Origin of the sequence: Streptomyces sp. P1-3, assembly GCF_050613155.1 — a bacterium.
Taxonomy (GTDB): Bacteria; Actinomycetota; Actinomycetes; order Streptomycetales; family Streptomycetaceae; genus Streptomyces.
Window position 1 is genome coordinate 5,679,574 of sequence record NZ_CP192512.1, and the last position, 20,247, is coordinate 5,699,820.

Below are 20,247 nucleotides of genomic sequence, written 5' to 3' on the forward strand. Positions count from 1 at the left end.
CGGGGCCGCCCGGGCAGCGGGCGGTGCGCGGGCGCGGGCGTGAGCGGCGAGCGGAGGCGGCCGGGAGGTAACCTCTGACCCGTGCCCGCACTCATCGACGTCCTCGCCGCGCTCGACACTCTCTGGCCCCCCGAGCGGGCGGAGCAGTGGGACGCCGTCGGCACGGTCTGCGGCGACCCGCAGGCCCAGGTCGGCCGGGTGCTCTTCGCGGTCGACCCGGTGCAGGAGGTCGCCGACGAGGCGATCCGGCTCGGCGCCGACCTGCTGATCACCCACCACCCGCTGTATCTGCGCGGTACGACCACCGTGGCGGCCGACACCTTCAAGGGCCGCGTCGTGCACACCCTGATCAAGCACGACATCGCCCTGCACGTCGCGCACACCAACGCCGACCGCGCCGACCCCGGCGTCTCCGACGCCCTCGCCGGCGCGCTCGATCTGCGGATCACCGGCCCCCTGGTCCCCGACCCGGGCGACCCGGCGGGCCGCCGCGGCCTCGGCCGTATCTGCGAGCTCGAAGTCCCGCATACGCTCGCCGAGTTCGCCCAGCGGGCCGCCGAGCGGCTGCCCGCCACCGCGCAGGGCATCCGCTTCGCGGGCGACCCGGAGCGCGAGGTCCGTACGGTCGCCGTCTGCGGCGGATCCGGCGACAGCCTCTTCGACGAGGTGCGCGCGGCGGGCGTCGACGCCTACCTCACCGCCGACCTGCGCCACCACCCCGCCTCCGAGGCCAGCCAGCACAGCCCGCTCGGGCTGGTGGACGCCGCCCACTGGGCCACCGAGTGGCCCTGGACCGAGCAGGCGGCCGCCCAGCTCGACGAGATCTCCGACCGGCACGGCTGGGGCCTGCGCACGCATGTCTCCCGTACGGTCACCGACCCCTGGACCGGCCGCACTGCTCACGCGGTGTCCTCTGTCCCCACCCACACACCAGGAGCCCCACACTGAACGCCGCGCCCGCCGACCAGATCCGCCTCCTCGACGTCCAGGCTCTGGACGTCCGGCTCTCCCAGCTCGCGCACAAGCGCAGGACCCTGCCCGAGCACGCCGAGATCGAGAGCCTGACCGCCGATCTGACGCAGCTGCGCGACCTGCTGGTCGCCGCGCAGACCGAGGAGAGCGACACCGCCCGCGAGCAGACCAAGGCGGAGCAGGACGTGGACCAGGTCCGCCAGCGGGCCGCCCGCGACCAGAAGCGTCTCGACTCCGGCGCCGTCACCTCGCCCAAGGACCTGGAGAACCTCCAGCACGAGATCGTCTCGCTCGCCAAGCGCCAGGGCGACCTGGAGGACATCGTCCTGGAGGTCATGGAGCGCCGCGAGTCCGTCCAGGAGCGGGTCACCGAGCTGACCGGCCGGGTCGAGTCCGTCCAGGCGAAGGTCGACGACGCCACGGCCCGGCGGGACGCCGCCGCCGAGGAGTTCGACGCCGAGACCGCGACCGTCACCAAGGAGCGCGAGGTCATCGCCGGCACCATCCCCGACGACCTGCTGAAGCTCTACGACAAGCTCCGCCAGCAGCAGGGCGGCGTCGGCGCGGCCCGGCTCTACCAGCGCCGCTGCGAGGGCTGCCGCCTGGAGCTGAACATCACCGAGGTCAACGAGGTGCGGGCCGCCGCCCCGGACGCCGTGGTGCGCTGCGAGAACTGCCGCCGCATCCTGGTCCGCACGCCCGAATCGGGGCTGTGATGCGGGAGTTCGTCGTCGAGGCGGACGGCGGGTCCCGGGGCAACCCGGGGCCCGCGGGCTATGGAGCCGTCGTCCTGGACCCGGCGACGGGCGAGCCGCTCGCCGAGGCCGCCGAGTACATCGGCACGGCCACCAACAACGTCGCCGAGTACCGCGGGCTGATCGCGGGGCTGCGCGCCGCCCACGCCCTCGACCCGGAGGCGCGGGTGCGGGTCCGGATGGACTCCAAGCTCGTCGTGGAGCAGATGTCGGGCCGCTGGAAGATCAAGCACCCGGCGATGCAGCCGCTGGCGGCGGAGGCGAGGACCGTCTTCCCGGCCGGTCAGGTGACGTACGAGTGGATCCCGCGCGAGAAGAACAAGCACGCGGACCGACTCGCCAACGAGGCGATGGACGCCGGGCTGAAGGGCGGCCAGTGGCGGCCCAGGACGGCGGTGCCGAGCGCGGCGGGTGCGACGAGCGCGTCGGGCGCGGCTGCGGCGGCTGGGGCCGCGGGCATAGGCACCGGCGCCAGGACAACCGCTTCCGGTGCCGTGCCGACCGCCGTCTCGGACGCCGGGACAACCGTCGCCGGTACCGCCGACGTACCCGAGCAGGCGCCCGCGGCCCCGCCGGTGGGCTGGGCCGCCCCCGCCGACCTGGGCGCGCCCGCCACGCTGGTCCTCCTCCGGCACGGCGAGACGGCGCTCACCCCGGAGAAGCGCTTCTCCGGCAGCGGCGGCACCGACCCCGAACTCTCGCCCGCCGGCCGCCGCCAGGCCGAGCAGGCCGCCGCGGTCCTCGCCGCGCGCGGCACCGTCCAGGCCGTCGTCAGCTCACCGCTCCGGCGCTGCCGTGAGACCGCGGAGACCGTGGCGGCCCGGCTCGGGCTCGACGTCCGGATCGACGAGGGGCTGCGCGAGACCGACTTCGGCGCGTGGGAGGGCCTGACCTTCGCGGAGGTACGGGAGCGCTACCCGGACGACCTGGACGCCTGGCTCCGCTCGGCGAAGGCCGCCCCGACCGGCGGCGGCGAGAGCTTCGCCGCGGTGGCCCGCCGCGTGGCCCTCTCCCGCGACAAGCTCATCGCGCGCTACGCGGGCAAGACGGTGCTGGTGGTCACGCATGTCACCCCGGTGAAGACGCTGGTCCGGCTGGCCCTCGGGGCGCCTCCGGAGTCGCTGTTCCGGATGGAACTGGCGGCGGCGTCGCTGTCGGTGGTGGCGTACTACAAGGACGGCAACGCCAGCCTGCGACTGCTGAACGACACGTCCCACTTGCGCTGACGAGCCTGACGTCCGGATGAGCCTGGTGCCCGGACGAGCCTGACGCCTGGCTGAGTGTCCGCTGGCGGGGACGACGTCCCGCCGACGGTCGCGCAGCCGGGCGTCAGCGCGTCCCGGCCGCCGCCAGTGGATCCGGTTGGCGCCAGGCCGAGCAGGCCGCCGCCAGTGGATCCGTTGGCGCCAGTGGATCAGGTCGGCGCCGCGGATCCGGTCGGCGGCAGCGGAATCGCCGGAACCGGAGGAATCCGGCAGGCGCGGCCGGAGCTGTCGGAATCCGGCAGGCGTCGGCGGGAGTTGGCGGGAACCGGCAGGTGCCGACGGAATCCGGCAGGCGCCAGCGGGAGTTGGCGGGAACCGGCGGGAGCGACCGGAGCCGCGGCTCAGCGGGCGGCGCCGCGCCGCAGTGCCGCCGCCGCGCGGGCCAGTCCTTCGGCGCGCGTCCAGTCCCGCGCCCGGATCGCGTCGCCGGGCAGCATCCAGGTGCCGCCCACGCAGCCGACGTTCGGCAGCGCGAGGTACGAGGGGGCCGAGGCCGAGCCGATTCCGCCGGTCGGGCAGAACCGGGCCTGCGGCAGCGGCCCGGCGAGCGACTTCAGATACGCGGTGCCGCCCGCCGCCTCGGCCGGGAAGAACTTCATCTCAGCCACCTCGCGCTCGAGCAGCGCCACCACCTCGGAAGCCGTCGAGACGCCCGGCAGGAACGGCACCCCCGACGCGCGCATCGCCGCCAGCAGCCGGTCCGTCCAGCCGGGGCTCACCAGGAAGCGAGCCCCGGCGTCCACCGCCGACGCCACCTGCGCGGGGGAGAGGACCGTACCCGCGCCGACGACCGCTTCGGGCACCTCCCGGGCGACGGCCCGGATCCCGTCGAGCGCGGCAGGGGTGCGCAGGGTCACCTCGATCGCGGGCAGCCCGCCCGCCACGAGCGCCCGCGCCAGCGGGACGGCGTCAGCGGCGTCGTCGAGACGACGACCGGGACGACGGGGGCGCGGCCGAGGAGAGAGAGGGCGGACACGGCGCCATCCTGCGCGCCTCGGTCGCTCACTGCAATGGACGGTGCGCATTGTGCAACGCGGCGGCGAGGGCCAGGCCCGCCGGATGGGCTTCAGGCTCCGTGAGTCCTGCCGGACGAGCTTCAGAGCTCCGCGAGGCCTGCCGGACGGGTTCAGAGCTCCGTGACGACGACGTCCAACGCCCAGGCCGCACCCGACCGCGCCGGAGCGGTCGCCTCCACGGCGTACCCGAGTCCGCGCAGCACGTCGACCAGTTCCGCGGGATCGGCCGGAGCCGCGCCGGCCAGCAGCAGATCCCGTACCAGCCGCCCCTTCGTGGCCTTGTTGAAGTGACTGACGACCGTCCGCTTCTCCACGCCGTCCACGATCTTGGACTGGAGCACCCGTACCGTCGCCGTCCGGCCCGCGACCTCGCCCTTGGGGCGCCAGGCCGTCGCGTACGCCGCCGAGCGCAGGTCCAGCACCAGGCCCCGGCCCGCCGCCCCCGGCAGGACCTCGGCCATCGGCGCCCGCCAGTACGCGCCGAGCGCCCCGAGGCCCGGCAGCTTCACGCCCATCGAGCAACGGTAGGACGGGATGGCGTCGCCGATCCGCACCGCGCCCCACAGGCCCGAGAACACCAGCAGCGACCGCTCGGCCCGCCGCCGCGCGGCGGCGTCCAGCGTGGCCAGGCCCAGCGCGTCGTACAGCACCCCGGTGTAGATCTCCCCGGCGGGCCGGGTCGCGGCGGTGCGGAGCGCGGCGTTCTTGCCGACCTCGCCCCGCAGCCCCTGGCTGAGCCCCAGCACCTCGGCGGCCTTGTCAGCCTGGTCCCCGTCTCCCGTGCACAGCGACACCAGTTCGTCGAGGACCCGGGCCCGTGCCTCGCCCAGCTCGGGCAGCGACAGCGAACCGAGGTCGAGTGGGCTCCCGGACCCCTCCGCGGCCTTCCCCTCGGACGGCGGCAGCAGCACGAGCACGTTGGACTCCTTCACACACGGTACGGGCGCGGGTTCACACACGGTACGGACGCGGGCCGACGGCCCCCGGGCAGCCTAGGCCCTCGCCCGAGCCACCACCGAACCCCGCCCGGCCCCCGAGACGCCCCCGGCCGCCATCCCCGGCCGGTCCCCGAGACGCCCCGGCCCCGCATCCCCGGCCGCCACGCGCTCCACCCCGCCGCGACGCCGGCCCGCGCTCACCCCCCCCCGCCGAGACGCCGGCCACGCGCTCACCCCCGCCGCGACGCCGGCCCGCGCTCGCCGTGCCGGGTGGGCGGCTCGCGCCTACGCTCGGAGCCATGCCCCGCCGACCGATGCGCCTCCCCGAAGCGCAGGGCGCCGAGCTGCGCGCCGCGCTGCGCGCGCTGCGCGGCGAACTCGGGCTGCTCGGCGCGTTCCCGCCGCCGGTGCTGGCCGAGGCCGAGGCGGCGGCCGCCCGTCACCGGCCGCTCCCCGACCTGGTCGACGCCACCGACATCCCGCTGTTCACCATCGACCCGCCGGGCTCCATGGACCTGGACCAGGCGATGTTCCTGGCCCTCCGCCCGGGCGGCGGCTTCCGGATCCACTACGCCATCGCCGACGTCGCGGCGTTCGTCGTCCCCGGCGGAGCCCTCGACACCGAGGCGCACCGGCGCGTACTGACGTTCTACTTCCCCGACGGCCGGGTCCCTCTCCACCCCGACGTCCTCAGCGAGGGCGCGGCCAGCCTGCTCCTGGACCAGGACCGGCCCGCGCTGCTGTGGCAGTTCGATCTCGACGACTTCGGCGAACTGGTCTTCGCGCACGTGCGGCGCGCACTGGTGCGCAGCCGGGCGCGGCTGGACTACGCGAGCGTCCAGCGCGAGATCGACAGCGGCGCCGCCGAGGAGCCGCTGTCCCTCCTGCGCGACGTCGGCCTGCTGCGCGAGGAACTGGAGCGGGCGCGCGGCGGCATCTCGCTCGTCGTCCCCGAGCAGCGGATCGAGCCGCACGGCGACGGCTACGCCCTGGCCTACCGGGCGCCGCTCCCGGCGGAGTCGTGGAACGCGCAGCTCTCCCTCATGACCGGCATGGCCGCGGCCGACCTCATGCTGACCGCGGGCACCGGCATCCTGCGCACCCTGCCGTCCGCGCCCGGCGGCGCCGTCGGGCGGCTGCGGCGGGTCGCCGCCGCACTCGACGTGGACTGGCCGCACGGCACGTCGTACGCCGAGGTCATCCGTTCCCTCGACCCGGCCCGCCCCCAGCACGCGGCCTTCCTCCAGGAGTGCACCACGCTGCTGCGCGGCGCCGGATACACCGCCTTCGACGGCGACCCGCCCGACCGCTCCCGCGCCCAGCACGCCGCACTCGCCGACGACTACGCCCACTGCACCGCGCCGCTGCGCCGACTGGTCGACCGCTACACCGGCGAGCTGTGCCTGGCGGCCGCGGACGGCGCCGAGCCACCCGAGTGGGCCCGCGCCGCCCTCGACACGCTGCCGGCCGAGATGGCGGCCGGGGCGGGCCGCGCCAACGAGGCGGAGCGCGAATCGGTGGACCTGGTGGAGGCGGCGGTGCTGCGGAACCGGGTGGGTGAGGTCTTCGACGGCTACGTGGTGGACGTACGGGAGGACGAACCCACCCGGGGCACGGTCCACCTCTACGACCCCGCGGTGGTCGGCCGCGTCGACGCCGACCCGGCGGGCCCGCCGCTCCCGCTGGGCCGCCCGCTGCGGGTCAGAGTGCTGGCGGCGGACCCGGGCCGGGCGAAGGTCCGCTTCGCACCGGCGTGACCGCACGCCGACCGCGGCCGTGCGGCCCGGTCCGATCCGCCCGCTTCCTGCGGGTAGCATGGTCGACACGGCGGACGAGCCGGCCGGGCGGCCGCGTCGGGGTGCAGACCCCGCCGAGGAACGTCCGGGCTCCACAGGGCAGGGTGGTGGGTAACGCCCACCCGGGGTGACCCGCGGGACAGTGCCACAGAAAACAGACCGCCGGGGGCCGCGAGGCGCCCGGTAAGGGTGAAACGGTGGTGTAAGAGACCACCAGCGTCCGAGGTGACTCGGACGGCTCGGTAAACCCCACCCGGAGCAAGGTCAAGAGGAGCCGTCGGCTGACGGCTCTGCGCGGACGATCGAGGGCTGCCCGCCCGAGTCCGCGGGTAGACCGCACGAGGCCGGTGGCAACACCGGTCCTAGATGGATGGCCGCCTCCCCACGGGCCGCAAGGCCCATGGGAGACAGAACCCGGCGTACAGGCCGACTCGTCCGCCGCCGATCTCGATCGCCCTTCGGGGCCGCGTCGGCTCAGCTCAGGATGTGCAGCAGGAACCACGCGGCGAACCCCGTCCACGCGACCGCGAACAGTGCCCGTCCCGGCCGTGTGTGCGTGCGGAGCCAGGCCCGCACGCGCTCCGAAAGCGTGTCTCCCGACGTCCGGTTGGTCAGCGCCCACACCTCGAACACGGCCCCGGTGACGAGGAGACCACCCCACACCACGTTCGCCAACTCCACCGCGGTACCTCCTTTCTCTGGCTGCTCCGTCGCCGGTCCCGCACCCGTGGCTCCCCACGGGTGCGGGACCGGCGCGGTGCACGGGCAGCGGTGGGGCCTCAGCCCGTCGCCTCGGCCGTGCGGGGGGTGTGCGGGGCGGCGTAGCCGCTGAGGAACGTGATCAGCGGCGGGGCGACGAGAGTGATGGCGTACTGGAGCACCGAGGGCAGCGAGCCCATCAGCTCCGCGTCGCCGACGGTCGCGTTCAGCAGGGTGACGGCGGCACCGGCGGCGAGACCGCCGACCGTTGCCCATGTGACCTTGCGCTCCACCTTCTTGGCCATGGAGGGACCTCCCTACGGGGGTGGGATCGGTTGGGGGCGTGACGTGCGCGGTGAGCTGCCGGAGGCGCCGCGGGACCTGGCCGGGCGCAGGCGTCGCCGCGCCAGGTCAGGGTGGGGGAGTCGCGTGCGAACCGCGCGTCGTAGCACGTCAGTTGCCGTGTCAGGGGTATACCCGGCTCCGCTCCCGCTGGAACGGTCCCGTCCGGAGGAACTGGCCCGGGAACGAGGGCGCGTCAACTGGCCCGGAAACAGGGGCGCGTCGCCGCGGTTGGTCAGTGGAGCGCCTTCAGGGCCGTTCTCGCCGCGGTGAGCGCGCCCTCGCGGATCACGTCCGCGCCCGGTGCCTTGCCTGATTCGAAGTCGCTGCCGTTGTATGTCACCGTCACCACCGCGTTGCCCAGGTGGACGACGACGACCGCCTCGCGCGTCTGCTGCCCGTCGTCGGTGGTGACGCGCTCCCTGACGGTCGCGGTGTCGCCCAGGTCCGGCACCGGCTCGCCGCCGTCGCCTCCACGGCTTGCGCCGTCGCCCTGCGGCCTGATGTCGTACGTGACGTCCAGCCAGCGGTAGTCGTAGCCGTGCAGCGCGTGCCAGGAGCAGCCGGTGCGGCGCTCGGCGTCGGTGGTCTTCAGCACGGAGCCGCCCGGCTCGGCGCCCGGTACGAGCTCCTTGACGGTTCCCGCCGGGACCGCCGTGCACGGGTCGCCGGGTGGAGCGGTCCAGCGGGCCTCGGGTGCGGGCTCGCTGGTCGGGGGATGAGGCGAGGAGGCGGGCTCGGGGTGCGTGTCGGAGTGGCTGTCGGTGGTCATGGCCAGAGCGGCGGCGACGAGGACGGCGACGGGCAGGAGCCGGGCGCCCAGCGTGAGCGGCAGAGATCGCACGGCGGTCTCTCTTCGGTCGTGAGGAGGACGGCGAGAGGATGACCATGCCATATGAAGAGGGCCGGGAACAGGCCGGGGCGGCGCGGCCCTCCGGCAGCCCCTGGGACACCGTCGACCGGCTGGTCGCCTGGCTGGACGGCAGCAGCTCCGGCCCGCCGGAGCAGGAGCGGCTGCTGCGTCTGCTGAAGGTGTCCGAGGAGGTGGGGGAGGTGGCCCAGGCGGTGATCGGGGTGACCGGTCAGAACCCCCGCAAAGGGGTCACGCACTCCTGGGACGACGTCCACGCCGAGCTGTGCGACGTCATCATCACGGCGATGGTCGCCCTGGCCTCCCTCACTCCGGACGCGCGCCAGGTCTTCGCCGCACACCTGCGGCGCGTCGCCGAGCGCTGCTAGGGGATACGCGTCCCGGCGCCGGTCACCCTGACCCTCGGGTCGTCGGCGCGCAGCTCCACCTCCAGCAGGCCCGGACGCCCGAGGTCGTGCCCCTGGTGGAGGGTCAGCGTGACCGGCGCGGTGACCAGGCCCAGTTCCCGGGCGTACGCGCCGAACGCGGCGGCCGCGGCGCCCGTCGCCGGGTCCTCCACGACCCCGCCGACCGGGAACGGGTCCCGGACGTGGAAGACGGTCTCCGACTCGCGCCACACCAGCTGGACCGTGGTCAGGTCCAGGGCGCGCATCAGCGCCGCCAGCCGGTCGAAGTCGTAGTCCAGGTCGGCCAGCCGCTCGCGGGTGGCGGCGGCGAGCACCAGGTGGCGGGCGCCCGCGTACGCGATGCGCGGCGGCAGCGCCGCATCGAGGTCGCCGACGGCCCAGCCCAGGGCCGCCAGGGCCTCGGTGACCTCGGCCTCGGCGGCCGGCTCCACACGGGGCTCGACGCTGGTCAGCGTGGCACGCAGGACGCCGTCGGCCGCGCGCACCGCCACCTGGACTGTGCCCGCCTGCGTGGCGAAGACGAAGTCGCCGGGGCCCACACGCTCCGCCAGCGCGACGGCGGTGGCGACCGTGGCGTGCCCGCAGAACGAGACCTCCGCGAGCGGGCTGAAGAAGCGGAGGGTGTACGCCCGGTCGGGCTCGCCGAGGCCCTCGGGGGCCGCGCTGAGGAAGGCCGATTCGGAGTAGCCGACCTCGGCGGCTATCGCCAGCCGTGTCTGGTCGTCCAGCCCGCCCGCGTCCAGCACGATGCCGGCCGGGTTGCCGCCGGCGGGGTCGGTGGAGAAGGCGGTGTACCGCAGTACCTCGGGTGCCTGGTGCGTCGTCATGATCGCCCCAACAGGGTGCCGGCCCACGGTTATTCCCCGACTGGTCCGGGGTGCGGCGCCTGCGGCGCGGGGCCGGGCGGAGCCGCGACCGACGGCGGGAGGCGGCGGGGCCGCAGGGGCGGGTTCTGGAGGCCACGTGTATTTGTGGCGTAAGCCCCCAGAAGCCGACCTCACCGCGTACGCGCCGTAAATAGACGCTCCAGGACCCGCCCCGGAGGCCCCAGCCGCCGGCACCCGACAACGGCGAGCAACCCTCGGCCCGCCGCCGCCCGGCTCCCCTCAGCCCCGCCCGATGTACGGCATCGTCGTCGCCATCACCGTCGCGAACTGCACATTCGCCTCAAGCGGCAGCGACGTCATATGGCGGATCGTGCGGGCCACGTCCGCCACGTCCATCACCGGCTCCGCCGCGATCTGCCCGTTGGCCTGGAGGATGCCCGCGCTCATCCCCTCCGTCATGTCCGTCGCCGCGTTGCCGATGTCGATCTGTCCGCAGGCGATGCCGTACGGGCGGCCGTCCAGCGACAGCGACTTCGTCAGTCCCGTCACCGCGTGCTTGGTCGCCGTGTACGCGATGCTGTGCGGCCGGGGCGCATGGGCCGAGATGGAGCCGTTGTTGATGATGCGCCCGCCCCGCGGATCCTGGGCGCGCATCATCCGGAACGCGGCCTGTGCGCACAGGAACGCCCCGGTGAGGTTGGTGTCGACCACCGCCTGCCAGTCCTCGTACGCCAGCTCCTCCACCGGGACCCGCGGCCCGAAGCCGCCCGCGTTGTTGAACAGCAGGTCCAGGCGGCCGAAGCGGTCCCGTACGGTGGCGAACAGCGCGTCCACCTCGGCGGGCCGGGCGACGTCCGCCGGTACCGGCAGCGTGCCCGGGCCCGCCAGCCGTGCGGTCTCGGCGAGAGGTTCCGCCCGGCGGCCGGCCAGCGCCACGGACCAGCCCGCCTCGGCGAGTTCCAGGGCCACCGCCCGGCCGATCCCCGAGCCCGCGCCGGTCACGATCGCGACCTTCGACAAAATGTTGATCTGGCTCATGGGGCGGCAGCGTACGCGACGCGAGCGGGCGGGGTGCTCCCTCGGTTCGGCGGATTGCGCCGAATGCCCTTTGCGGATGCACAGCTCACCTCCGTGACATATCTGTGTCGTGCACGGGTCAATACTTCGCCGCTCCTCTCGACTCCAATTCCCCTGTCACCTCACGTCAGGGGAAGGCCACATGGGACAGATGGCACACCAAGCTGACCGACACGCCGCGCACCACCTGGGGGCACCCCCGGACGAAGTTCGGGGGAGGATCAGGGCCGCCGCCGCCCGCCTGGGCCGCCGGCGCTTCCTGACCGCCACCTCAGCCGCCGCCGTACTCGCCTTCACCACCAACCTGCCGCGGGCCCACGCCGCCGAAGTGTCTCCGCGTGCCCTCGCCGACGACCCGTTCACGCTCGGCGTGGCCTCCGGCGACCCCCTCCCGGACTCCGTGGTGCTGTGGACGCGGCTCGCCCCGCGCCCGTACGAGCCTGGCCACGGTCTGCCGCCCACCGGCGTGGTGCGCGTGACCTGGGAGATGGCGCACGACGAGCGGTTCGCCCGGGTCGCCCGCCGGGGTACCGCCCTGGCCCACGCCGAGTTCGACTGGACCGTGCACGTCGAGCCGGGCGGCCTCGCCCCCGACCGCGTCTACTGGTACCGGTTCCGCGCCGGCGACTGGACCAGCCCGGTCGGCCGCACCCGCACCACGCCCGCCCGCGGCATCCGCGTCGCCGAGGCCCGCTTCGGCCTGGCCTCCTGCCAGGCGTACCACGACGGGTACTTCACCGCGCTCCGCCACCTCGCCGAGGAGGACCTGGACGCCGTCTTCCACGTCGGCGACTACCAGTACGAGTACGCGGTCGACGCCGTCGGCGGGGCCCGCCGCTACACCGACCGCACGCTGCCCGACCTGTTCAACCGGGAGACGGTCACCCTGGAGGACTACCGACTGCGCTACGCCCTGTACAAGACCGACCCCGACCTCCAGGCCGCGCACGCCGCCTTCCCCTGGTACGTCACCTGGGACGACCACGAGACGGAGAACAACTACGCGGGCGGCACCGACGAGAACGGCAACCGGCCGGAGGAGTTCCTGATCCGCCGGGCCGCCGCCTACCGCGCGTACTGGGAGAACATGCCGCTGCGCATGCCGCAGTGCCCCTACGGCCCCGACATGCGGCTCTACCGCCGCTTCCACTACGGGCGGCTCGCGCAGCTCGACATCCTCGACACCCGGCAGTACCGCTCGGACCAGGCGTACGGCGACGGCTGGCAGTACCCCGGGCCCCAGTCGGAGGACCCGGCCCGCACGATGACCGGCGCCACGCAGGAGCGCTGGCTGCTGGACGGCTTCCGCCGCTCCACCGCCACCTGGAACCTGCTGCCGCAGCAGGTCGTCTTCTCCCGCCGCAAGAACACCACCGAGGCCAGCTCCAAGCTCAGCATGGACGCCTGGGACGGCTACCCGGCCTCCCGTGAGCGGATCCTGGCGGGCGCCGAGCAGGCGGGCGTGGCCAACCTCGTCGTCCTCACCGGCGACGTGCACGTCGGCTACGCCATGGACATCAAGAAGGACTTCGACGACCCGGCCTCGCGGACGGCCGGCGTTGAGTTCGTGGGCACGTCCGTCAGCAGCGGCAAGGACGGCGCCGACAAGCCCGCCAACTGGGCGACGATCATGGCGGCCAACCCGCACCTGAAGTTCTACAACGGCCGCCGCGGCTACACCGTGGTCACCCTCGACGGCGAGCAGGCCCGCGCCGACTACAGGACCGTCTCGGCGGTGACCGCGCCGGGCGGCACGCTGAGCACCGCGGCATCCTTCGCCACCGAGGCCGGAAACCCCGGGCTGCGGCAGGTCTGACGTCGGAGGTTTCCGCCGTCGACCAGTGCGCCGACCAGTGAGCTGAGAGCATGGGGCGGATCCCCCGACGTACGGAGAGCTGCCCCATGCCGGAGACCGGCCACCCGACCACACCCGATGACATATCCGGGCCCGGCGACGTATCCGAGCCCGGCGACATACCCGGGCCCGGTTCGCCGGGCCCCGCCCCCGCCTCCGCTCCCGCTCCTGCCGCGCCGCGGGCCGCCACCCGCCGTACCGCCTGGCTCACCACACTCGTCCTCGGCGGGCTCACCGCGCTGCCGCCGCTCTCCATGGACATGTACCTCCCGGCCCTGCCGGAGGTCACCGACGCGCTGCACAGCCCCGCCGCCACCATCCAGCTCACCCTCACCGCCTGCCTCGCGGGCATGGCCCTCGGCCAGCTCCTCGTCGGCCCGATGAGCGACAAGTGGGGGCGCCGCCGGCCGCTGCTGGCCGGGATGGTGATCTACGTCCTCGCCACCGCCGCGTGCGCCTTCGCGACCACGGCCGGACTCCTCGTCGGGTTCCGGATCGCGCAGGGCCTGGCCGGCGCCGCCGGGATCGTGATCGCGCGGGCCGTGGTCCGCGACCTGTACGACGGCGTCGCGATGGCCCGGTTCTTCTCCACCCTCATGCTGATCTCCGGCACCGCGCCGATCATCGCGCCGGTCATCGGCGGCCAGGTGCTGCGGATCACCGACTGGCGCGGCGTCTTCGTCGTCCTGACCGTCGTCGGGGCCCTGCTCACCGTGCTGGTCTGGCGCTGCCTCGACGAGACACTGCCGCCCGGGCGGCGGCAGAGCGGCGGCCTCGGGCCGGCGCTGCGCACCATGCGCGAACTGCTCGCCGACCGGGTCTTCACCGGCTACATGCTGGCCGGCGGCTTCGCCTTCGCCGCGCTGTTCGCGTACGTCTCGGGGTCGGCGTTCGTCGTACAGGAGATCTACGGCGCCTCGCCGCAGACCTTCAGCCTGCTCTTCGGCCTCAACTCCATCGGGCTGGTCGCCGTCGGACAGCTCAACGGCAAGGTCCTCGTCGGCCGGGTCAGCCCCGACAAGGTGATCGCCGTGGGCCTGACCGCCATCACCGTGGCGGCGAGCGTGCTGCTGGTGCTGGCCTCAGGGGTGTTCGGAAAGGCCAGTCTGGCCGGGATGGCCGCGGGGCTGTTCGGGCTGATGTCCGCGATGGGCCTGATCATGGCGAACACCAACGCGCAGGCGCTCCAGCGGGCCGGGCACGCCGCCGGGTCGGGGTCGGCGCTGCTGGGCACCAGCTCCTTCCTGGTCGGCGCCGTCGCCTCGCCGCTGGTCGGGATCGCGGGCGAGCGGACGGCCGTGCCGATGACCCTGGTCCAGCTGGGGTGCGCGCTCGCGGCGGTCGGGTGCTTCGTGGGACTGTGCCGTCCATGGCGGCGGAACGGGGAACGGACGGACTGAACGGGTCGGCTGGGCTCGGCGGGGTGGATCAGCTCGTACGGGGCGTGGCCGCGCTCACCGAGGGCCAGCGGCCCTGGTGCGCGGGCGCGGTCGTGCTCGCCGGACACGGCGCGGACACGCTCGCCCACGAAGCCTTCGGCTGGGCCGTGCGCTACGCCTCGTACGACGAGGCGGCTGACCGGGGCGTGGAGCTGCCCCGCGAACGGTGGGTGCCCGCGCGCCGCGACACGGTCTTCGACCTGGCGTCCCTGACCAAGCTGTGCACCGCCGTGGTCGCGGTGTGGTGCGTCGAGCGCGGGGCGCTGGAGCTGGACCGGCCCGTCGCCGCGTACGCCCCGGAGTTCACGGCCGCCGCCGAGCACGGGGTCACGGTGCGGCAGCTGCTCACCCACACCTCGGGGCTGCGGCCCGAGCTGCCGCTGTACGAGTGCGCCGGGACCGCGCGGATGCTGGAGCTGCTGCGCGCCGAGGCGCCGCTGACCGCGCCGGGCGGCGCGCGGTGCTACTCGGACCTGAACCTGCTTATCCTCCAGCAGGTGCTGGAGCGGATCACGGGGCGGCCGCTGGACGAGCTGGTACGGGATGTGGTCACCGGGCCGCTGGGGATGCGCGACACCTGCTTCCGCCCCCACGCCGCGCTGCTGCCCCGCGTCGCCGCGACGGAGGACCAGCGGCGGCCCTGGGCGAAGCTCGACCGCGGGATGCTGCGCGGTGTGGTGCACGACGAGAACGCGTACGCGCTGGGCGGGGTCGCCGGGCACGCCGGGCTCTTCGGCACCGCCGGGGATCTGGCCAGGTTCTGCGGGGCGCTGCTGGGCGGGGGCGCGTACGAGGGCGTACGGATCCTCGCCGCGGACTCGGTGGATCTGCTGCTGGCCGCGCCGGGGCTGGGCTTCGAGGTGGACCAGGGGTGGTTCATGGGGGAGTTGGCGGGGCGCGGTGCGGCGGGGCACACCGGGTTCACGGGGACGAGCCTGGTGCTGGACCGGGCGACGGGGGCCTTTCTGGTGCTGCTGGCCAATACGGTGCACCCGCGGCGGCGGGCGAGTGGCAGCGCGCCGCGTGCGGCCGCGGCGACGGCGCTGGCCCGGGTGGTGCGGGTGGCGCGGGCGGGGGCGGGGGCGGGTTGAGCGTCGTTGTCGGGTGCCGGCGGCTGGGGCCTCCGGGGCGGGCCCTGGAGCGTCTATTTACGGCGCGTGCGCGGTGAGGTCGGCGTCTGGGTGCTTACGCCACAAATACACGTGGCCTCCAGGACCCGCCCCTGCGGCCCCGCCGCCTCCCGCCGTCGGGCCGCGGCCGCCCCCGTCCGTCTCGGGCTGCCCTTGAGGGGCTGGTGACGCCCGGGGGTCCGGGGGCGGAGCCCCCCACGCGGCGGAGCCGCATATTGGACGCAGCCGGGACGCCCAGCGGTGGCCGGCGAGGGTGGGGACCGCGCGCCGTAGAATCGGTGCAATGCACGCCCCCGAAGCCGTATCCGCCGGTGACACCCTCCCCGCCGCGCTGGCGCAGCTCCTGGACGGTCTGCCGCCCAAGCAGGCCGCGCAGTCCGTCGAGCGGCTGATCGCCAACTACCGGGGGCGGACGCCCACCGACGCGCCCGTGTTGCGGGACCGGTCGGATGTGGCGGCGTACGCCGCCTATCGGATGCCCGCGACGTTCGAGGCCGTGCGGGCCGCGCTGGGTGCTTTTCGCGATGTGATGCCCGCGTTCACGCCCGCGTCGCACGTCGACGTCGGCGGGGGTACGGGCGCCGCGAGCTGGGCCGTCGCCGATGCCTGGCCGGGGGCGGACCGTACGACGGTGGTGCTGGACTGGGCCGAGGCCGCGCTGGCGCTCGGGCGGGAGCTGGCCGGGGCGTCCGGCGACCCGGCGCTGCGGGCCGCCGAGTGGCGGCGGCAGGTCATCGGGGCCGGGCTGCGGATCCCGGACACCGAGCTGGTGACCGTCTCGTACGTCCTGGGTGAGCTCACCGACGAGGGGCGGCGCGCGGTCGTGGCGGAGGCGGCCCGCGCGGCGCGGGCCGTGGTGGTCGTCGAGCCGGGGACGCCCGAGGGCTATCTGCGGATCCGCGAGGCCCGGGACCGGCTGGTGGCCGCCGGGCTGCGGGTGGTGGCCCCGTGCCCGCACAGCGGGACCTGCCCGATCGAGCCCGGGACCGACTGGTGCCACTTCGCGGCGCGGGTGAGCCGCTCCTCGCTGCACCGGCAGGTCAAGGGCGGGTCGCTGCCGTACGAGGACGAGAAGTTCAGCTATGTCGCGGCGGTGCGGGACGAAGGTGCCGCGGCGGCCGCGCGGGTGGTGCGGAAGCCGCAGATCCGCAAGGGGCAGGTGCTGCTCGAACTGTGCACGGCGGAGGAGGGCTTGCGCCGGGAGACCGTCACGAAGCGGCACGGTCCGCTCTACCGTGCCGCCCGTGACACGGGCTGGGGCGACGCCTGGCCGCCGCCCGAGGAGGGCTGATCGGGGCGTCAGCAGGCTGATCGGGGCGTCAGCCCGGTCAGTCCGACGGGCCCGTCAGCCCACTGGCCGGTCAGCCCGACCGCCGGGTCGGCGTGTTCAGCCGGTCAACGCAGTTCCTGCGTGCAGCACTTCACGCTGCCGCCGCCCTTGAGTAGTTCGCTCAGGTCCATGCCGATCGGCTCGTACCCCCGCTCCCGCAGCGGGCCGAACAGCCCGACCGCCGCCTGCGGCAGCAGCACATGGCGTCCGTCACTGACCGCGTTCAGGCCGAGAGCCGCCGCGTCCGTCTCCTCCGCGATGATCGCGTCGGGGAAGAGCCGGGCCAGGACGGCCTTGCTGCCCGCGGAGAACGCGCCCGGGTAGTACATGACCTCGGTGTCGGTGGAGTCGTCCAGCACGCACAGCGCCGTGTCCAGGTGGTAGTAGCGCGGGTCGACGAGGTCCAGGCCGATGACCGGGCGGCCGAAGAACTCCTGGGCCTCGGGATGGGAGAGCGGGCTGCTGCGGAAGCCGCGGCCGGCCAGCAGCCATGAGGCGGTGACGGCGAAGTCGCCCTCGCCCTCGTTGATGTGCTCGGGCTCGTACACGTCCGCGTAGCCGTGGGCCCGGAACCAGGCTCGGTGCGCGGCGGCCTCGGCGGTCCGCTCGGAATGGGCGAACCGGGCGCCCAGCACCCGGCCCTCGACGACGGTGGCACCGTTCGCGGCGAACACCATGTCCGGGAGTTCCCGGTGGGGTTCGAGCTCCTCGACGGTGTGGCCCAGGTCGCGGTACCGGTCCCGCAGGTCCTCCCATTGGGCCAGGGCCAGCGGCAGGTCCACCGGCTTGGCCGGGTCCATCCAGGGGTTGATGGAGTAGGTGACCTTGAAGTGGGTCGGCGGACACATCAGATAGCGGCGCGCGGTGGCACGGCGCGCAGCGTTGCGCAAGGACAACGATGGCTCCTCACGGTGGTGTTGACCGTGTACGGGGTTGTCGTACACGGATCAAATAGTCCACCCTGGCGCACCGCTGTACATGAACCTTACGGGTGAAATCCACATACTGAGACGATACGTATCGACTCGCATGCCGGTAGATTGGGGCCATGGCCAACAAGACAGCCCCCGACGCCAGTCGCCGCAGCGAGCGCTCCCGCCGGGCGATTCTCGACGCCGCCCTCGAACTCGTCGGCGAACTGGGGTATCCGAAGCTCACCGTCGAGGCCATCGCCGCCCGGGCGGGCGTGGGCAAGCAGACGATCTACCGCTGGTGGCCCTCCAAGGCGGCGGTCCTGCTGGAGGCCTTCGCCGCCCCCGGCGAGGGGGCCGCGGCGGAGTCGGGCGGTGGGTACGAGCTGCCGGACACCGGCGACCTGGAGGCCGACCTCAAGCTGGTCCTGCGGGCCACGGTCGACGAGATGAACTCGCCCAAGTACGACCTGCCCGCCCGCGCGCTGACCGCCGAGGGAGTGGTCGATCCGGAACTCGGCGCCGAATTCGTCTCCCGCCTCCTGGAGCCGCAGCTCCAGCTGTACGTCAAGCGGCTGCGCGCCGCCCAGGAGGCCGGCCAGGTCGACCCGGACATCGACCCGCGGATCGCTCTGGAGCTGCTCGTCGGGCCGATCGCCCACCGCTGGCTGCTGCGCACCCTGCCGCTGAGCCATGAGCACGCCGACGCGGTCGTGGAGATGACGCTGCGCGGGCTGGCCCCGCGCTGACGGACGGGCGGCGGGTCAGGGGCGCGCCGGGAGACTCACGGCCTCATCGGCCGGACTCGCGGGCTCGTCGGCTGGCTCGCGGGCTCATCGGCGGCTCACGGCCTCACCGGAGTGCGCACCATCAGTCCCGGCGCGTCCGTGATGACGCCCGTGCAGCCCAGCCGCAGCATCCGGTCGCGCTCCTGGGGGATGTTCACCGTATGCGCCCACACCCGGCGGATCCCGGACTTCACCGCCCGCCGCACGTCCGCGTCCCGCGCCCGGTGCTCCACGTCCAGCACGTCGACGTAGCCGCGCCACGCGGCCGGGTCGTCGTCGCGCATCTGGGCGTGCGAGCGCCACAGCTGCGTGAGCAGGCCCAGGTCGTGCGCCTTCCGGGCGACGCCCGGCGCGTTCGTGTTGATGTACACCGAGCGGGTCAGCCCCCGGTCCCTGATCATCCGGGCCAGGGCGGGCAGTCCGGCGGGGTCCTTGAGCTCCACGACCAGTTGCGTGTGTCCGCCGAACCGCTCCAGCACGTCCTCGACCGTGGGCGGCGGCTCCGGCCGCCAGGGGCCCGGCAGCGACGGGTCGGGCCGCAGCAGCACCTTGCGCCACTGCGCCAGCGTGAGTTCCGTCACCGCGCCCGTCGCGTACGTGGTGCGGTCCAGCGTCGAGTCGTGGATCACCGCGAGTGTGCCGTCCCTGAGTACCCGGCTGTCCACGTCGAGTACGTCGGCCTGCCCCCGCTCGAAGGTGGCGACCAGCCCGGACATGCTGTTCTCGGGTACCTCCAGGGCGCCGCCGCGGTGCGCCGTGTACGTGACCTTCGCGAGCCGCGCAGGGGCGGGCGGCCTGGCCGCGCCGGACCGCTCGGCGGGGGAGGTCGCGCCCGTCGTGGCCGTGGAGAGCGCGACGGTCAGCATCGCCGCCATGAGGGATCTTGAGGCCATAAGGGAACGCTAGACCGAAGCGCCAAATTATGCGCGGTATGTCTGGAAATGGCCGCCGCGGGCGGGGGGAGCGCGGACCCCGGATGCGGACACCGGCCACGCCGGGAGCAGGATGGTGGCAGCATTGATCGGGTAACCGGCGATATCGCGAGTCGGCCGTGAAGCGAGGCGATAGATGGAACGCAAGAGCAGGTTTTCCCAGTGGCTGCGCCGCCCGAGGAGCGGAGCGGACGGCGAGTCGCGCACGGGCGCGGGCGCGGCAAGCGCGCGCGAGGACCTGCTCCTGGCCGCCGCGGCCGCCGGATTCCCGCTGGCACCGGCCGCCCACCCGGCCGGATACGGCTGTTCGTGTGACCGCATCGGCTGTCCCACGCCCGCCAGGCACCCGGTCTCCTTCGCCTGGCAGACCCAGGCGACCACCGACCCGCAGAAGGTCGCCCAGTGGGTGAGCGGCCAGCCCGAGGCGAACTTCATCACCGCCACCGGCATCACCCACGACGTGCTGGACGTGCCCGCCGACGCCGGGCGGATGGCCCTGGATCGGCTGGGCGCGGCGGGTGTCGAGGTCGGCCCCGTCGCCACCAGCAGCGCCGACCTCCACGAGAGCCGGATGCTGTTCTTCACCGCCACCCGCGGCACCCCGGAGGACGAGGACGAGTGGTGGCCGTGCGAGCTGGACTGCCACCCCGAGACGATGGACGAGCATCCCGGGCTGCGCTGGCACTGCCGGGGCAGCTATGTGCTGATGCCGCCCGCCCGGCTGCCCGGCGAGGGACATGTGGCCTGGCTGCTGGGCCCCGAGCGGCCGCTGCCGGACCCGCTGACGCTGCTGGAGACGCTGACGGACTCGTGCGCCCAGTACGCGGGCGCCACCGACCGGGAGCACGGCGCCGCCGCCTGGCCCATGGGCCGCTGAACGCGCCTCCGGAAGCGGAC

General features: G+C 74.2%; 19 protein-coding genes, 1 other RNA gene and 1 pseudogene. 12 read left to right on the forward strand and 9 right to left on the reverse strand.

What is annotated here, in order from left to right:
• The first annotated feature begins 81 nt into the window (after positions 1 to 81).
• From ACQUSR_RS24170 to ACQUSR_RS24180, 3 genes are read left to right on the forward strand one after another with little or no spacing between them, the layout of a single operon-like run.
• A complete protein-coding gene (locus ACQUSR_RS24170) occupies positions 82 to 948 on the forward strand; it encodes a Nif3-like dinuclear metal center hexameric protein (protein ID WP_431044708.1) in 867 nt (288 codons plus the stop codon).
• Complete coding sequence (locus ACQUSR_RS24175; RefSeq protein WP_431047798.1) at positions 945 to 1,688, forward strand: zinc ribbon domain-containing protein; 744 nt, start codon at positions 945 to 947, stop codon at positions 1,686 to 1,688. The genes ACQUSR_RS24170 and ACQUSR_RS24175 overlap by 4 nt, the downstream gene beginning before the upstream one ends.
• On the forward strand, positions 1,685 to 2,953 hold the full coding sequence (locus tag ACQUSR_RS24180) for a bifunctional RNase H/acid phosphatase (RefSeq protein WP_431044709.1): 1,269 nt from the start codon (positions 1,685 to 1,687) through the stop codon (positions 2,951 to 2,953). Before ACQUSR_RS24175 ends, ACQUSR_RS24180 begins: the two co-directional genes overlap by 4 nt.
• A gap of 380 nt (positions 2,954 to 3,333) precedes the next feature.
• On the opposite strand, the pseudogene eda reads toward ACQUSR_RS24180, so the two are convergent.
• Positions 3,334 to 3,998, reverse strand: a pseudogene (eda, locus tag ACQUSR_RS24185) (bifunctional 4-hydroxy-2-oxoglutarate aldolase/2-dehydro-3-deoxy-phosphogluconate aldolase).
• A 120-nt stretch (positions 3,999 to 4,118) separates the two neighbouring features.
• The gene (yaaA, locus tag ACQUSR_RS24190) at positions 4,119 to 4,925 is read right to left on the reverse strand and encodes a peroxide stress protein YaaA (protein WP_431044710.1); all 807 of its coding nucleotides are present in this window, start codon (positions 4,923 to 4,925) and stop codon (positions 4,119 to 4,121) included.
• Between the two features lie 320 nt (positions 4,926 to 5,245).
• Between yaaA and ACQUSR_RS24195 the strand changes: the two genes are divergently transcribed.
• The gene (locus tag ACQUSR_RS24195) at positions 5,246 to 6,703 is read left to right on the forward strand and encodes an RNB domain-containing ribonuclease (RefSeq protein ID WP_431044711.1); all 1,458 of its coding nucleotides are present in this window, start codon (positions 5,246 to 5,248) and stop codon (positions 6,701 to 6,703) included.
• A 75-nt stretch (positions 6,704 to 6,778) separates the two neighbouring features.
• An RNA gene (gene rnpB, locus ACQUSR_RS24200) (RNase P RNA component class A) lies at positions 6,779 to 7,180 on the forward strand.
• Positions 7,181 to 7,216: 36 nt separating this feature from the next.
• Here rnpB and ACQUSR_RS24205 read toward each other — a convergent pair.
• From ACQUSR_RS24205 to ACQUSR_RS24215, 3 genes are all read right to left on the reverse strand, one after another.
• Positions 7,217 to 7,423 (reverse strand): hypothetical protein, encoded by a 207-nt coding sequence (locus tag ACQUSR_RS24205; protein ID WP_431044712.1) that lies wholly within the window; start codon positions 7,421 to 7,423, stop codon positions 7,217 to 7,219.
• A 98-nt stretch (positions 7,424 to 7,521) separates the two neighbouring features.
• A complete protein-coding gene (locus ACQUSR_RS24210) occupies positions 7,522 to 7,746 on the reverse strand; it encodes a holin (protein ID WP_431044713.1) in 225 nt (74 codons plus the stop codon).
• 272 nt (positions 7,747 to 8,018) lie between these two features.
• Positions 8,019 to 8,627, reverse strand: a complete 609-nt coding sequence (locus ACQUSR_RS24215; protein ID WP_431044714.1) for a hypothetical protein — start codon at positions 8,625 to 8,627, stop codon at positions 8,019 to 8,021.
• Between the two features lie 44 nt (positions 8,628 to 8,671).
• Here ACQUSR_RS24215 and ACQUSR_RS24220 point away from each other — a divergent pair, with 44 nt between their 5' ends.
• Positions 8,672 to 9,022 carry a MazG-like family protein gene (locus ACQUSR_RS24220; RefSeq protein ID WP_431047800.1) on the forward strand — a complete coding sequence of 117 codons (351 nt, stop codon included), beginning with the start codon at positions 8,672 to 8,674 and terminating at the stop codon, positions 9,020 to 9,022.
• On the opposite strand, the gene ACQUSR_RS24225 is transcribed toward ACQUSR_RS24220, so the two are convergent.
• Both ACQUSR_RS24225 and ACQUSR_RS24230 read right to left on the reverse strand, forming a co-directional pair.
• Positions 9,019 to 9,888: a PhzF family phenazine biosynthesis protein gene (locus ACQUSR_RS24225; protein WP_431044715.1), complete on the reverse strand. Its 870-nt coding sequence runs from the start codon at positions 9,886 to 9,888 to the stop codon at positions 9,019 to 9,021. The genes ACQUSR_RS24220 and ACQUSR_RS24225 overlap by 4 nt on opposite strands.
• A 279-nt stretch (positions 9,889 to 10,167) precedes the next feature.
• Positions 10,168 to 10,926, reverse strand: a complete 759-nt coding sequence (locus ACQUSR_RS24230; protein ID WP_431044716.1) for an SDR family oxidoreductase — start codon at positions 10,924 to 10,926, stop codon at positions 10,168 to 10,170.
• A gap of 190 nt (positions 10,927 to 11,116) precedes the next feature.
• On the opposite strand from ACQUSR_RS24230, the gene ACQUSR_RS24235 reads away from it, so the two are divergent.
• The 4 genes from ACQUSR_RS24235 to ACQUSR_RS24250 all read left to right on the forward strand — a co-directional run bounded on the left by ACQUSR_RS24235 (position 11,117) and on the right by ACQUSR_RS24250 (position 16,680).
• Positions 11,117 to 12,781, forward strand: coding sequence for an alkaline phosphatase D family protein (locus ACQUSR_RS24235; RefSeq protein WP_431044717.1), 1,665 nt, complete (start codon positions 11,117 to 11,119; stop codon positions 12,779 to 12,781).
• 86 nt (positions 12,782 to 12,867) lie between these two features.
• The gene (locus tag ACQUSR_RS24240) at positions 12,868 to 14,220 is read left to right on the forward strand and encodes a multidrug effflux MFS transporter (protein WP_431044718.1); all 1,353 of its coding nucleotides are present in this window, start codon (positions 12,868 to 12,870) and stop codon (positions 14,218 to 14,220) included.
• Positions 14,190 to 15,350 carry a serine hydrolase domain-containing protein gene (locus ACQUSR_RS24245; RefSeq protein ID WP_431044719.1) on the forward strand — a complete coding sequence of 387 codons (1,161 nt, stop codon included), beginning with the start codon at positions 14,190 to 14,192 and terminating at the stop codon, positions 15,348 to 15,350. The genes ACQUSR_RS24240 and ACQUSR_RS24245 overlap by 31 nt, the downstream gene beginning before the upstream one ends.
• 322 nt (positions 15,351 to 15,672) lie before the next feature.
• Positions 15,673 to 16,680, forward strand: coding sequence for a small ribosomal subunit Rsm22 family protein (locus tag ACQUSR_RS24250; RefSeq protein ID WP_431044720.1), 1,008 nt, complete (start codon positions 15,673 to 15,675; stop codon positions 16,678 to 16,680).
• A 104-nt stretch (positions 16,681 to 16,784) separates the two neighbouring features.
• On the opposite strand, the gene ddaH is transcribed toward ACQUSR_RS24250, so the two are convergent.
• The gene (gene ddaH / locus ACQUSR_RS24255; protein ID WP_431047802.1) at positions 16,785 to 17,609 is read right to left on the reverse strand and encodes a dimethylargininase; all 825 of its coding nucleotides are present in this window, start codon (positions 17,607 to 17,609) and stop codon (positions 16,785 to 16,787) included.
• A gap of 158 nt (positions 17,610 to 17,767) precedes the next feature.
• On the opposite strand from ddaH, the gene ACQUSR_RS24260 reads away from it, so the two are divergent.
• Positions 17,768 to 18,379, forward strand: coding sequence for a TetR/AcrR family transcriptional regulator (locus ACQUSR_RS24260; protein ID WP_431044721.1), 612 nt, complete (start codon positions 17,768 to 17,770; stop codon positions 18,377 to 18,379).
• A 95-nt stretch (positions 18,380 to 18,474) separates the two neighbouring features.
• Here ACQUSR_RS24260 and ACQUSR_RS24265 read toward each other — a convergent pair whose 3' ends face one another.
• A complete protein-coding gene (locus ACQUSR_RS24265; RefSeq protein WP_431044722.1) occupies positions 18,475 to 19,311 on the reverse strand; it encodes a glycerophosphodiester phosphodiesterase in 837 nt (278 codons plus the stop codon).
• A gap of 175 nt (positions 19,312 to 19,486) precedes the next feature.
• Between ACQUSR_RS24265 and ACQUSR_RS24270 the strand changes: the two genes are divergently transcribed.
• Positions 19,487 to 20,227 (forward strand): bifunctional DNA primase/polymerase, encoded by a 741-nt coding sequence (locus ACQUSR_RS24270; RefSeq protein WP_431044723.1) that lies wholly within the window; start codon positions 19,487 to 19,489, stop codon positions 20,225 to 20,227.
• Positions 20,228 to 20,247 lie beyond the last annotated feature (20 nt).

What these genes read in the sequence shown, in the direction of transcription:
- ACQUSR_RS24245 (WP_431044719.1), top strand. Translation starts at nt 14,190, where the DNA reads ATGGCGGCGGAACGGGGAACGGACGGACTGAACGGGTCGGCTGGGCTC.
- ACQUSR_RS24235 (WP_431044717.1), top strand. Translation starts at nt 11,117, where the DNA reads ATGGCACACCAAGCTGACCGACACGCCGCGCACCACCTGGGGGCACCC.
- ACQUSR_RS24260 (WP_431044721.1), top strand. Translation starts at nt 17,768, where the DNA reads ATGGCCAACAAGACAGCCCCCGACGCCAGTCGCCGCAGCGAGCGCTCC.
- ACQUSR_RS24195 (WP_431044711.1), top strand. Translation starts at nt 5,246, where the DNA reads ATGCCCCGCCGACCGATGCGCCTCCCCGAAGCGCAGGGCGCCGAGCTG.
- ACQUSR_RS24270 (WP_431044723.1), top strand. Translation starts at nt 19,487, where the DNA reads ATGGAACGCAAGAGCAGGTTTTCCCAGTGGCTGCGCCGCCCGAGGAGC.
- ACQUSR_RS24265 (WP_431044722.1), bottom strand. Translation starts at nt 19,311, where the DNA reads ATGGCCTCAAGATCCCTCATGGCGGCGATGCTGACCGTCGCGCTCTCC.
- ACQUSR_RS24220 (WP_431047800.1), top strand. Translation starts at nt 8,672, where the DNA reads ATGCCATATGAAGAGGGCCGGGAACAGGCCGGGGCGGCGCGGCCCTCC.
- ACQUSR_RS24210 (WP_431044713.1), bottom strand. Translation starts at nt 7,746, where the DNA reads ATGGCCAAGAAGGTGGAGCGCAAGGTCACATGGGCAACGGTCGGCGGT.
- ACQUSR_RS24240 (WP_431044718.1), top strand. Translation starts at nt 12,868, where the DNA reads ATGCCGGAGACCGGCCACCCGACCACACCCGATGACATATCCGGGCCC.
- ACQUSR_RS24250 (WP_431044720.1), top strand. Translation starts at nt 15,673, where the DNA reads ATGCACGCCCCCGAAGCCGTATCCGCCGGTGACACCCTCCCCGCCGCG.
- ACQUSR_RS24225 (WP_431044715.1), bottom strand. Translation starts at nt 9,888, where the DNA reads ATGACGACGCACCAGGCACCCGAGGTACTGCGGTACACCGCCTTCTCC.
- ACQUSR_RS24230 (WP_431044716.1), bottom strand. Translation starts at nt 10,926, where the DNA reads ATGAGCCAGATCAACATTTTGTCGAAGGTCGCGATCGTGACCGGCGCG.